General features: G+C 44.0%; 10 protein-coding genes. 5 read left to right on the top strand and 5 right to left on the bottom strand.

Annotated elements, in window-relative coordinates; translation table 11 throughout:
- On the bottom strand, positions 1-345 hold a 345-nt coding region (locus ACT3S4_RS14030), incomplete at its 3' end, for a hypothetical protein (protein WP_444761277.1).
- Positions 346-458: 113 nt separating this feature from the next.
- On the opposite strand from ACT3S4_RS14030, the gene ACT3S4_RS14025 reads away from it, so the two are divergent.
- Entirely contained in the window at positions 459-1,304 is an 846-nt protein-coding gene (locus tag ACT3S4_RS14025) for an abortive infection family protein (RefSeq protein WP_444761276.1), read from the top strand.
- Positions 1,305-1,455: 151 nt separating this feature from the next.
- On the opposite strand, the gene ACT3S4_RS14020 is transcribed toward ACT3S4_RS14025, so the two are convergent.
- The 3 genes from ACT3S4_RS14020 to guaA form a co-directional block, all read right to left on the bottom strand.
- Positions 1,456-2,271: a hypothetical protein gene (locus tag ACT3S4_RS14020; protein WP_444761275.1), complete on the bottom strand. Its 816-nt coding sequence runs from the start codon at positions 2,269-2,271 to the stop codon at positions 1,456-1,458.
- A gap of 42 nt (positions 2,272-2,313) precedes the next feature.
- A complete protein-coding gene (locus ACT3S4_RS14015; protein ID WP_444761274.1) occupies positions 2,314-3,000 on the bottom strand; it encodes a DUF2628 domain-containing protein in 687 nt (228 codons plus the stop codon).
- 370 nt (positions 3,001-3,370) lie between these two features.
- Positions 3,371-4,966, bottom strand: a complete 1,596-nt coding sequence (gene guaA, locus ACT3S4_RS14010) for a glutamine-hydrolyzing GMP synthase (RefSeq protein WP_444761273.1) — start codon at positions 4,964-4,966, stop codon at positions 3,371-3,373.
- Between the two features lie 615 nt (positions 4,967-5,581).
- Between guaA and ACT3S4_RS14005 the strand changes: the two genes are divergently transcribed.
- From ACT3S4_RS14005 to ACT3S4_RS13995, 3 genes are all read left to right on the top strand, one after another.
- Positions 5,582-7,339, top strand: a complete 1,758-nt coding sequence (locus tag ACT3S4_RS14005) for an FAD-binding oxidoreductase (protein ID WP_444761272.1) — start codon at positions 5,582-5,584, stop codon at positions 7,337-7,339.
- Between the two features lie 80 nt (positions 7,340-7,419).
- Positions 7,420-9,087, top strand: a complete 1,668-nt coding sequence (locus ACT3S4_RS14000; RefSeq protein WP_444761271.1) for a glycerol-3-phosphate dehydrogenase/oxidase — start codon at positions 7,420-7,422, stop codon at positions 9,085-9,087.
- Positions 9,088-9,132: 45 nt separating this feature from the next.
- A complete protein-coding gene (locus ACT3S4_RS13995) occupies positions 9,133-10,701 on the top strand; it encodes an FGGY-family carbohydrate kinase (RefSeq protein ID WP_444761270.1) in 1,569 nt (522 codons plus the stop codon).
- A 2-nt stretch (positions 10,702-10,703) separates the two neighbouring features.
- Here ACT3S4_RS13995 and ACT3S4_RS13990 read toward each other — a convergent pair whose 3' ends face one another.
- The gene (locus ACT3S4_RS13990) at positions 10,704-11,870 is read right to left on the bottom strand and encodes a MalY/PatB family protein (protein ID WP_444761269.1); all 1,167 of its coding nucleotides are present in this window, start codon (positions 11,868-11,870) and stop codon (positions 10,704-10,706) included.
- A gap of 248 nt (positions 11,871-12,118) precedes the next feature.
- Between ACT3S4_RS13990 and ACT3S4_RS13985 the strand changes: the two genes are divergently transcribed.
- A complete protein-coding gene (locus ACT3S4_RS13985) occupies positions 12,119-12,949 on the top strand; it encodes a hypothetical protein (protein ID WP_227692503.1) in 831 nt (276 codons plus the stop codon).
- Positions 12,950-13,107 lie beyond the last annotated feature (158 nt).

Raw genomic sequence — 13,107 nt, 5'->3', positions numbered from 1 at the left:
ATTCTCTACCTTTCCAAAAGTTAGCTTTGATACAGATACAGGATGATGTGTCCATAATATATAAACTGAAGCATCGATATAATTTTTCTCAGGATAAATCGGAAAATCAAAAGCTCGATTTTCGAGTTCCTTTAGATCATTGATGTCAAAACTTATGAAATCTAGAATCAAAGAAGTATCAATAACTTCATTATCAATTTCAAACGTGTCTAGCTCAACTTCTATACTATAAAATAGTGTCATAGGAATGTTGACATAGTCATTCTCAAATATTAGACCATCTATTTTTCCACCTTTTGGTACGACTAGATCATAGTTAAACGGTTTATTCTCTTCGTTATCCATTTGAGATAGTCCTATACATACTTAAAATAAGAAATAGTATATTTGATATTTATTTGAGTATTACTAATCGTAGTTTAAAATTCAACTTAAATTTATAAAACACGGAGTATTTGATGCCACTTCAAATGGCTAGCGAGCTTAGATTTCCAATGGGCGCAACAACAGCTTTAAGTGATAATGCTGTAAATGATTTTATGGTACTACTTGGGAGAATTTCAGGGCCTACAAGTCGATACCAGATAGTTGAAGTATTAAAACAATATTTTTGTAAAGCGTCGGGAAGTTACTATGCACGCAGCTCTTCTCTAGATTGGGCAGAATCTGACATGATTACTCAAGCATATGATGCAGCTAAAGACGCACCTAACTTTATAGCAGCTATATATGAGGCTTTAGAAGAACTAGAACGTAAAAATGCTGCTGTACCGAAAGTACAACATATTAATCAGATTTTGAAAAACAACAATGCTCCGTATGAAATTATTGGTGATCAATTAATCCAAAATGCAGGGAATGTGTCTACTCCAGAATTTAGTCAGTCCGTATCAACTACGGTAATGAGAGCTTTAGGTGATGCAAAGGCTTTGATAGGAACTGTAGATTCATCTAGCGCAATTGATCGCGCTCATACAGCGCTTCATGGTTACTTAGTACAACTTTGTATAGACAACAGTATCAATCTGCCAGATGATCCGACAGTATCTAAAGCTTTTAAAGAGCTTAGAAACTTTCATCCTGCGTTACAAGCTTCTGGCAACAGGTCTGAGGAAATTACTAGAGTCTTACAGTCTTTTGCTAATTCAATTGATGCTTTTTCTACCTTAAGAAACAAAGCTAGTCTTTCCCATGTGAATGAACTTTTAGATGTTCCAGAAGCAACAGCTACAGTTAATGCAATGTATACTATATTTAGATATATACAAGATTCCATGCACAGAAAAAATGTTGAACCTATTTAATCTTGAAAGTAGATTTTCAAACCAAAAAAAACACCCAACCAAGTTGAGTGTTTTTTTATTTCAGCTAAAGACTAAGTAGATGTTTATTCCCACTCAATCGTCGCTGGTGGCTTGCTCGACACATCATAAGCCACTTCTACATTATCAACACCTAGCCACACGCCCAATCAAACTCATTATTCAGCAAATCAATTTGCCCATTACCACCGCCCATATTGGCATTACCGAGCGTTTCTTCAAACTCAATATAAAAAGGACTAAATTCTGGCATCGCTTGAATGGGATTGGCCGTACCACCAAAATGACTTTTTGCATGAAACCTATCAAGCTTTAACATCTCACCTTTTTCAGAGAACATCGGAATATAAGCATTCACATTATCTTCATCTGCCCACTCATCGAGCATTTTGCCGACATTAGGATCATCTATTCGGACAACATGCTTAATAAACTGAGCAGGCTCATCTTTAACAAAGCAGGTGCTACCCCACGCTTCAATCTCATAATCTGGATATATACCATCTTCTTTACTAGGCAATGCTGTCGCTTCCTCTTCAAACTCCTCCTTGGTTAGCCAAATCAATGTCCAGCCACCACCAATCATATCTTCAAGATAGATTTCTTGAGGGTGACGATGGTTAGCATAGCGACTCAGTGACGCCCAAAAATTCTCAGCGTCTGTATCATTTACCTCAGTGAGATTAGCAATCATATCTTCAACACCGTCTACCCTATCTTCAACATGATCATCCGCTTGAAAAAGCGATATTGCCACGAGATCTTTCCCTTTTATGCGATACGCTTCAGGTACTAATACCGTCCATAAGTGTGCCATCGGTAAACCATTCATTCTACTTCGTGGCCATTGATCTGTGGTGATGCCGACTGGGCGACCAAAAGCCCAACCTTGCCCATGATTTTTATCCGTGAGTTCCAAATCATATGCTTGTTTTAATGGTTCCATCACTTTTGTCTCGTCTCCTTAGATTAACTTTATTTATTAGACGTACTACACCAACCAATACCACTCAGGCGCAAACAAATAGGACATACCCATAGATAGCAATACTGATAATATGCTACCCACAATGGCGCCAACCCATGACGTACCACCCTTTGCCGCTAACTCCTGTTCGACCGTCGCTGGGTCAGCTGTATTACTCATGACTTTTTTTATATTTTTGACGCTGTGACTAAAGTAAAAATAATTACCTAAAAGTCCTGTCAGTACTGCCCATGCGACAAAAAAGCTGGTTTGACCTATAGAGCTATACGCCTCCATACCGAGCAGATGCATTAAGACTAAATCAACTGCATTAATGCCAAGTACAATAAAAAAAGCGACTAGATACATTTTACGATAGCACAACCAAGACGTTCCCAGGAGAAGTCCAGCCAAATTAAAACTGTGTATACTAGAGCCATCATTATTAACCTCTAAGCGTGGCTCGCTGTCCTTAAACCATTTGTCACGATAAAAACTGTCATACTTTTCACCGACGAAAGTCGCTAATAAAGCATCAGCACTTTCAGCGCTGGAAGCTGAATGGTTTTGCGGGATTTGCGCATCTTTAGAAATATTAACTGGCGTTAATGGTGGCGGTGTTTGTGCTTGAACGTCAGAGAACTGATGCCCACATTTTGAACAAAATCCTGCCTCGCTTGAATTCTCTTGATTACAGTTATTACAAAACATCTTATCCCTTAATTTTACTAAATACTGAACAATTGATAGGCTTATCTCGACTTTAATAAATAATAGCCAATTAAAGTTGACACTATTATAGATAATAAAGACAAATGTTCAATGAAAAATTAGAGGATTCTTAGTTGCCTGTTTGTTTTAACCAAAAAAAGCACCCAACCAAGTTGAGTGCTTTTTTATCGCTATATTGAACTAATGTAATTATCGATTAGTCATATATCAATTCAAAAAATTTGAGTTGAAAAGCTATTTAGATAAGTTTACGTAGTCTAAAATGGTAACAAGGCAACCGAGCGCAGATAGTACGTGTTTGTACATCTAGCTAGGTTAACACCGTTACCGTTTAGAATACTTAAACGGTTTATTCCCACTCAATCGTCGCTGGTGGCTTGCTCGACACATCGTAAGTCACGCGCGATACTTCAGCGATTTCATTCATAATACGATTCGATACCGTCTCAATCAAATCATACGGCAGATGCGCAAAGCGCGCGGTCATAAAGTCTACAGTTTCAACGGCACGTAGCGCAATTACCCACGCATAGCGGCGACCATCACCGACCACGCCGACCGATTTAATCGGTTGGAATACCGCAAATGCTTGCGCGGTCTTCTCATACCAGCCTGAACGCTCTAATTCTTCCATAAAGATAGCATCAGCAGCACGCAAGATATCGGCAAATTCTTTGGTGACTTCACCAAGGATACGCACGCCCAAACCCGGTCCTGGGAACGGATGACGGTTAATCATTTTGGCTGGTAAACCAAGGGTAATGCCCAATTTACGGACTTCATCTTTAAACAAATCACGCAACGGCTCAACCAACTCAAACGCCAAATCATCTGGCAAACCACCAACGTTGTGATGGCTCTTAATCACATGCGCTTTACCTTGATGCGACTTCGCTGATTCAATGACGTCTGGATAAATCGTGCCTTGCGCTAAGAATTCGATGACTTTACCATCGCTTTGCTCACTGACTTCACGGGCGCTATTAGCGAATACATCGATAAAGGTTTTACCGATGATTTTGCGCTTGGCTTCAGGGTCAGACTCGCCAGCCAATGCGGTTAAGAACAACTCTTCAGCATCAACACGAATCACTTTTACGCCCATGTTTTCTGCAAAAATTTGCATCACTTGGTCGCCTTCGTGCAGACGCAAAAGACCAGTATCGACAAACACACACGTTAGCTGATCGCCAATCGCTTTATGCAACAATGCTGCGACGACTGAACTATCTACACCGCCAGATAAACCGAGCAATACTTGCTTATCACCGATTTGCTTTTTCAGCTGTGCGATACGCATATCGATGATGTTGTCAGGCGTCCAGCTACCGGCACAGCCACAGATTTCATGGACAAAACGTCCTAGTAATGCAGAACCTTGTGCGGTATGCGTCACTTCAGGATGGAACTGCAAACCATAATAATGGCGCGAATCATCAGCCATAATCGCAATCGGGCAGCTTGGCGTGCTGGCAACGATATCGAAACCTTGTGGGGCATCGACCACTTTATCGCCGTGACTCATCCATACGTTCAGCTTACCCGCTGCGTCTTCGATACCATCAGTCAGCGTTGATTTGCCATCGATATTGATGGTTGCTGCGCCAAATTCATGGATATCACTGGCATGAACTTTACCACCGAAGCGCTCTGCCATCGCTTGCATACCATAGCAGATACCCAATACTGGTACGCCTAGATCAAATACGGCATCATTGATGCGTGGGCTGTCATCTGCGTGCACGCTCTCAGGACCGCCAGATAAGATAACGCCTTTTGCGCCAAAATCGATAATGCGCTGAGTGTCGATATCATAAGGGAACATCTCACAAAACACCCCAGAATCACGGACACGGCGGGCGATAAGCTGGCTGTACTGTGAGCCAAAATCGAGAATTAAGATGCGATCTTCTTTAATAGTAGGAACGTTGGCAGCAGTTGTCATAACGTAGTGTCCATCAATAAATAAATTGGTGCGCTATTTTAACAAGTTTGAGCAGTCTATTGGTTATAAAAATACGCTAATCTGCTAACTGGCATATAAATCTATAGCTCATCAGTATAAACCTCTACTTTATCTCATTAATGAATGCATTTCTTCTATATTTTTCTACATCTAGGTAGCGATGATAAGGCATTGTAGAGTAATCAACAGAATAAAAATGCGATTAATTGACCTAATACTTATATAGGTAGCGCATAAATTCTGGTTCAAGCATTATTACAAACAAGTGTTATTACAAAGCAGCCATTATGCTTTTTTACATAGCATACTACAGAGAAGCTGGTATCAGTGTCGCCTATGATTACCGCATATTATTCGGCAACACATGGACTTCATCTGAAATCTTCGCAAGCTTAGTCTCACCGCATTGGTACTTTTATATATCAGGGTTTATTGGTGTTATTTGGCACTACTTAGCGCATAGACTGATGGTTTTGGTGGGGAATAAAGAATTAGCAAGTCGGAACAGCACACCAATCGTTGTTGACTAATGTACAGAAAACAGTTACTTATTATAGTCACAGATAATCATAATAAATTGACAGGTATGTCTCTATGAGCAAAATCAAAGCCCTTATCCGAAAACGCCCTAAATCTGACCCGTCTAAAGCTATTTCAGTCAATTCTGATAACCAAAATACCAATAACGCCAGTATAGATGCTGCCTCAAAGGGTCATGCGGTAAATACCCCAATCGAGCAAACGCGCTGGAATGGCTGGGGCAATATCAATATTAATAAAAAAGTCTCAGCGCATGGGGCGAAACTGATCAAATCGCATATTGGTAAAACCAAAAAACTATCATCAGTGAGCTTACAGCAAGTACTTAAAACCGTCCCCAAATCGCGCTTGCCTGTTGCTATGACTGAGCTTGATACTGTATCTGTCGACAACGAAGTGAGACTTAGACACGCCCGTGGTCAAAGCTTTCCAGACTGGATAGCCATGCATGGTGGCGACTTTGAAGTCTTTCCTGATGGAGTCGCTTTTCCTGAATCGACCGCTGATGTCGAATCCTTATTAAAGCTAGCGAGCGAGCACGACCTTATCGTCATTCCTTTTGGTGGCGGCACCTCAGTCGCGGGTCATATCAATCCGCAAAAAGGTTCACTCCCCGTATTGACCATCGCTATGAGCAAGATGGATCAACTCATTGATTTAGACAATGATAGCCAAATTGCTACTTTTGGCGCAGGTACACAAGGGCCAGCAGTCGAAGCACAACTGGACGCACACGGCTACCGCTTGGGACATTATCCTCAGTCTTGGGAGCTATCGACACTGGGCGGCTGGATTGCCGCGCGCTCTAGTGGTCAGCAGTCATTGGGCTACGGGCGCATCGAGCAGATGTTTGCCGGTGGTACGTTGGTGACACCGCAAGGGATATTGAATATAGCTGATTTCCCAGCGTCAGCGGCAGGACCTGATCTGCGTGAGATGATGATGGGCACCGAAGGCCGCGCTGGTATTTTTACGACAGTCAAAATGCGGGTACAACCACAACCCGAAGAAGAGCTATTTAAAGTTGCTTTTTTACCGAACTGGGCAGCGGGTAAAGAAGTGCTTAGACAAGCGGTTCAAAAAAATATTCAATTATCAATGCTACGCCTAAGTAATGCGGTCGAGACTGACGCGCATCTACATTTGGGTACGACGCCCAGCCAGTTTATGGCCATTAGCACTTATCTAAAAGCGCGCGGTCTCAGCTCAAAAAAAGTCATGCTCACTTATGGCGTTACAGGTGATAAAGCACAGAACAAGCTGGCACTGACGCAGTTTAAAAAGTTGTTAAAACAGCATGGCGGCGTGAGTGGCAAACTGGCCAACCTGATGGGTACTATCTGGGCACATGGGCGCTTTAAGTTCCCTTATTTGCGCGGCACCTTGTGGGAAAAAGGCATCATGGTCGATACCTTTGAGACTGCCACCAACTGGAATCATATCGACGAGCAAATGCAGCAGATGCAACAAGCCGTTCAGACTTCCTTGGCAGATGAAGGTGAAAACGTCATGGCCTTTACCCATATCTCGCACGTCTATAAGCAAGGTGCTAGCCTTTATACTACCTACTTCTTTAGAGCCGCAAAAGATCACGCCAGCACGTTAAGCCGCTGGCAAAAAATCAAACATGCCGCCAGTTCAAGTTTGGCCAATGGCACAGCGACGATATCGCATCAGCATGGCGTCGGCCGTGACCATGCCCCATACCTTGCAGCTGAAAAAGGTGCGTTAGGTATTCAGGTGACCCGCGATATGCTCAAAAGCTTCGACCCTGAGCAGCGTATGAATCCAGGTGTTTTAATTAAAGAGTAAAAGGTCGTCTTAGCGTCACTAGTTGGCTTAAACAGGTTAAGTCGCTGATTAATTTGAGTATCATTTGAGATGAGTCGTTTATGAACCAAGCCAATCAACATCAGCAACGCCAGCAAGCATTAGCGCCTTTATCTCGGCGCTCGTCTCAAGAGGAACCTTGGGATATGCTCATCATCGGTGGCGGTATTACTGGTGCTGGGATTGCTCGCGAGGCAGCAAGGCGCGGCTTAGCGGTGTTACTCATTGAGCAAAAAGACTTTGCGTGGGGCACGTCCAGCCGCTCTAGTAAAATGGTACATGGCGGGCTGCGCTATATTGCCTCAGGTGATTATAAGACCACCTTGCTGAGTGTCCGTGAGCGCGAGCGCATGCTCAGCGAAGCGAGTGGTCTCGTCAACGAGATGCATTACGTCATGCCGCATTATAAAGGCAAGTTTCCACCGCCATGGATATTCAATACCTTGCTACGTGTCTACGATGGGCTCGCGGGCAAGCGCTACTCTAAATACTTTAAAAAAGACGCTTTTTTACAGCTTAATCCGCACATCAAGCAAGAAAAATTTTTGGGCGCCAGTCAGTTTAGTGATGCAGTGACCGATGACTCACGCCTTGTGATGCGCGTACTTGATGAAGCCATCCATGATGGTGCGCAGGCGATTAACTACCTTAAAGCCGAATCATTGATTACTAATGAGCAAGGCTTGGTAGTTGGCGCTACTCTATTAGATACTTCTGCTGAAGATAGCAATCATACTTACGATATTCATGCCAAAGTGGTAGTTAGTGCTACGGGTGCTTGGGCGGATACTCTAAGAATGCAAGCTAGCAAACAAACTGAGCAAAGCTTTCACAAGCAAATTCGCCCGTCACGTGGTAGTCATTTAGTGGTCAGTCAAGAGCGCTTACCGCTCAATCAAGCCTATACCTTTTTGCATCCTGTTGATAAAAGAGCGGTGTTTGTTTTCCCTTGGGAGAACCGTACCGTCCTTGGCACCACCGATTTGGATCACCCACTCTTGGATGATAATGAAGTCGGTATCACTAATGAAGAGGTGGATTATCTATTGGCGGCGACCAATAATCTCTTTGATGATGCCAACCTAAGCCGAGAAGATGTCATCAGTACTTGGGCAGGCGTGCGACCGCTGATTTCTGATGGTGGGGATGGTAAGCGCGTCAGTCCAAGTAAAGAAAAACGCGACCATAGCGTCTGGTTGGATAATAATTTAGTGACCGTCAGTGGTGGCAAGCTAACCACCTTTCGCTTAATTGCGCTTGATGTATTAAAGGTTTGTAAAAAGGTGCTCGCACTTGATGAGTCGGCTACTCAAGATAATGTGTCATATAGCAGCCAAGTCTTTAGTAATCAACCGCCAACCAATCCTAAATTTACCACCTTACCAAAACCCCTACAACAGCGCTTACAAGGATTTTACGGTCTACAGCTTGATGCCTTATTAGAGTTAGCACATGATGATGATTTGGCTTATGTGACTGACAGCAACACCATTTGGGCAGAGATTCGCTTTGCCGCCCATTATGAGCAAGTCATTCACTTGGACGATTTGTTACTGCGACGCACGCGCCTAGGATTGATACTGCCACATGGCGCAATGACGCCATTGATTAGCGATAGGCTCAAACAAATATGCCAGCAAGAGCTGGGCTGGGATAAGCGAGAATGGCAGCGAGAAGTTGACCGTTATACACAATTATGGCAACGCTATTATCATCTGCCTGCGGCTTAAAGCTTATTTTTATTATTGCTTATCACTACATAGTTAAGGATGACTGTGACCCTGAACCTTGATACTCCTATTTACTTCTTAGCCATAGACAATGGCACCCAAAGCGTCAGGGCACTTATCTTTGACCAATTTGGCACCGAGATTGCCAAAGCCCGCGTCCCTATCGAGCCGTATTTTTCAACGCAGCCCAATTTTGCTGAGCAACACGCCGATTATTATTGGCAAAAACTAGGCGAGGCTTGCCAGCAATTGTGGCAAACCTGCGATATCACGCCAGCGCAAATTGCCGGCGTCAGTCTCGCCACCCAGCGCTATACGATGATATGTTTGGACAAGGATAAAAAACCGTTACGCGCAGCTATTGTGTGGATGGATTTGCGTCGCGGCGAAACCAATGACATAGGCTTGCTCAATCCACTCACCAAAGTCATCGGTATAGGCGAGCTGGTCAATGAAGCTCAGCAAAAAGCTCGCTGTAACTGGCTTGCTCATCATGAGCCAGAGATATGGGCAAAAACGGCACATTACGTCAATCTCTCTGCTTATTTAACCTACCAACTCACCGATCAATTGATAGACTCTAGCGGTCATGCTCTAGGCTATTTGCCTTACGATTACAAAGCGCAAGCTTGGTTGAAGCCAAATAACCTCAAATGGCGACTATTTAATTGCCGACTAGAGCAAATGCCCAAAATCGTCCCTCCTGGTCAATCGCTAGGTCACATCAGCGCAATAGCTGCTAAAGCTACTGGTATTTTAGAAGGCACGCCGATGATTGCTGCTGCTAGTGACAAAGCCTGCGAAGCGTTAGGCGCAGCGGGTCTCGCAGCAGACACTGCCTGTTTAAGTTTTGGTACTACTGCGACGATTAATACCACATCGACAAATTATGTCGAAATCCTTAAGCACATGCCCGCCTATACCGCCGCCGCGCCAAATTACTACAATCATGAGTACATGATTTATCGCGGCTTTTGGATGGTCAGTTGGTTTAAGGAGCAGTTTGCCCAATATGAAGAGCACCTAGCAAAGACGCAAGGCATCGATACCGAAAAACTCCTCGATCAAGCGGTAAAAGACATTCCAGCGGGCTGTATGGGGCTAATGATGCAGCCATACTGGTCACCCGGTGTTCGTCATCCGGGACTTGAGGGCAAAGGCGCGCTCATTGGATTTGGTGATGTACACACGCGAGCGCATGTTTATCGAGCTATTTTGGAAGGGCTGGCTTATGAGCTAAAGCTTGGTTTTGATACCATTGAAAAGCGCACTGGAAAAACCATCAAACACTTGCGCGTCTCTGGTGGCGGCTCCCAAAGTGACTCGGCCATGCAGCTTACGGCTGATATCTTTGGTATGCCTGCATACCGCCCCTATACTTATGAAGCCTCAGGCTTAGGTGCTGCCATCAACTGTGCGGTTGGGCTCGGCGTTTATTCCGACCATTTAACCGCCACTAAGGCGATGGTGCATTTGGGCGATAAATTTGTGCCTATTGACGCCAATGTCCAGCTCTACAAGCGCTTATACAATGAGGTCTATCTTAAAATGTATGAGCGCTTAAAACCTTTATACCAAAGTATTCACGATATTACGGGGTATCCTGCTAAATGATATTACTGTTTGAAATCATTGCTATTTAATGCAGTATGCATACGATTTAAGCCCTCTAACAGCAGCGCTTTAGGACACGCCACATTAAGGCGCATTTTCAGATGTCCTTCATCACCATATTTAATCCCTGCGCTCAGCTCAACCTTAGCATCTCTAAGCGCGTCATAAAGCGTTTGATCATCTTGCGCATATGCCGAGCAGTCAAGCCATATCAAATACGAAGCTTCTGGACGCATCACCTTAATTTTAGGCAGATGCTCTTCTAAAAACTGTAGCGTTAAGTCAATATTGGCTTCGATATAAGTCAGCGCCTGCGCCAACCACTCACTACCCTCTTCATAAGCCCTGCGCATTGCCGTATAAGCAAATAAATTCAGCTCATGCTCGTCACTTAAACGTTGCTGCTGGTTAATTTTACTCATTAATGCGCTGTCTTTAGCAAAGATCATAGAGCCTTTGATACCGGCAATATTAAAGGTTTTGGTCATCGAGGTTAGGCTCACCACCTTGTGCTCATAGCCTGTTGCTAGGGTTAAAAAAGGCGTAAATGTCTGCCCACTCAAGGTTAAATCTTGATGAATCTCATCACTCACAATTGCCACATCGTGCTTTTTACAAATCGAAAGCAGCGCTTCAAGTTCATCCGCTGTCCATACACGTCCGCCCGGATTATGCGGATTGCAGAATAAATATAGCTTAACTTTATGCTTGATAATTTTGGCTTCGATATCAGCTAAATCCAGATGATACTTACCTTCAACCTCTTTTAATGCAGAAGTCACAAGCTTACGATTATTGTCCAAAACCTTGCTCATAAAAGGCGTATAGATAGGATCATTGATGAGTACCGCATCCCCTGCCTCGGTAAATACTTTCATCATCAGCACCAAACTTGGCACGACACCCGGAGAAAACAGGATATCCTGCTGCTCCAGCCACAAGTCATAACGACTGCCATGCCAGTCGATAATCGCTTGATACAACGGCTCGGTCGGCACGGTGTAACCCAATATGCCATGCTGCGTTACTTGCTCAATCGCCGCTAAAATAGGCTGGGCAGTCTTAAAGTCCATATCCGCGACCCACAGCGGAATGGTGTCATCGGTATAATGCCATTTAAACGACCCCGTATCACGTCTGTCTATTATTTCATCAAAGTTGTACAGCACCAATGCTCTCCTTTACGGTAGTTTTATATTATAACTGTTCATTCGTCGGCTTAAATGACCTTTGAAAATATAATGCTATCATTATTTGAATAATGGTTAAAAATTAGTGTTACATTAATGTTGTGGACTCTACATATGATCAAGTTATTTAGGCCAGAGTATGTTCATATTGCAAGGATTGTGATCTATCAGCTTTTACCCAAACCCCCTACTAAGCCAAGATGGCTTGTCTAAAAGGACTTAGCATGATGAAAATGGATTCCCTATCAAAATTAGCACTCAAAATCAGTTCCCTTACTCTCGCCATTGCCGCAACTTCTGCATGCACTGCTATGGCAACAGGTGCTGACTCTCAAGTTTCAAATACCCAAACCACTACGAACAGTACTGCTATTACTTTAGGCAATAGTGCTATGTCTAGCGGCACTAACGACACGGTTGCTATCGGTAATATGGCCAATGCAGGTCTGAACTCAGCAACCGCTGTCGGCGGTCAAGCCAACGCTGCAGGTTTAGGCTCAACCTCTATCGGCTGGCAATCAAAAGCTACCGCTGAACGCGCGCAAGCGTTTGGTCATCTAGCCAACGCGAGTGGTGTACGCGCTACGGCTGTTGGTGAAGCCGCGATGGCTGGCGGCAGTAATGACACGGTCGCTGTCGGCAACAAAGCCAATGCGGGCATGAATTCAGCAACGGCTGTTGGCGGGGAAGCCAATGCCGCAGGTTTAGGCTCAACGTCTATCGGTTGGCAATCAAAAGCCACTGCCGAACGCGCGCAAGCCTTTGGTCATATAGCCGATGCTAGTGGTGTACGCTCTACCGCAGTTGGTGAAGCGGCAGCCGCACAAGGTGCAAACTCGGTAGCGCTAGGCAATAAATCTATGGCTGGCGGCATGAATAGCATCGCTATCGGTAACGGAGCAATGGCGGCTAAAAACAACCAAATCGTCTTAGGTAGTGCTGGACAAGTGCAGTCTAGTACTGCGTCTCAGTCAGGTACAGTTAGAATCGTCACTATCGATGACAACGGTACGCTAGGTACGATGATGGTTGATTACTATAAAAAATCAGCTAAATAATAGTAGTCAATTAGTGCCAAACTACTAACGCTGGTGCAGTTATCACCAGTTATACTCGATAAAATAATGAGACCTCGCCATGGCAGGGTTTTTGCTATTTGAGATTACGGTACTAGGTTTAGGGGTTTAGAGTGGGGCTTTAGATGGTTTGGGAATAG

The sequence above is a fragment of the Psychrobacter sp. AOP30-A2-5 genome (assembly GCF_052378115.1).
Taxonomy (GTDB): Bacteria; Pseudomonadota; Gammaproteobacteria; order Pseudomonadales; family Moraxellaceae; genus Psychrobacter.
This window is presented reverse-complemented; position numbering and strand designations above follow the sequence as displayed.

Excerpts from the sequence above, each read along its gene's own strand:
- ACT3S4_RS14025 (WP_444761276.1), top strand. The coding sequence starts at position 459 with ATGCCACTTCAAATGGCTAGCGAGCTTAGATTTCCAATGGGCGCAACA.
- ACT3S4_RS14015 (WP_444761274.1), bottom strand. The coding sequence starts at position 3,000 with ATGTTTTGTAATAACTGTAATCAAGAGAATTCAAGCGAGGCAGGATTT.
- guaA (WP_444761273.1), bottom strand. The coding sequence starts at position 4,966 with ATGACAACTGCTGCCAACGTTCCTACTATTAAAGAAGATCGCATCTTA.
- ACT3S4_RS14005 (WP_444761272.1), top strand. The coding sequence starts at position 5,582 with ATGAGCAAAATCAAAGCCCTTATCCGAAAACGCCCTAAATCTGACCCG.
- ACT3S4_RS14000 (WP_444761271.1), top strand. The coding sequence starts at position 7,420 with ATGAACCAAGCCAATCAACATCAGCAACGCCAGCAAGCATTAGCGCCT.
- ACT3S4_RS13985 (WP_227692503.1), top strand. The coding sequence starts at position 12,119 with ATGAAAATGGATTCCCTATCAAAATTAGCACTCAAAATCAGTTCCCTT.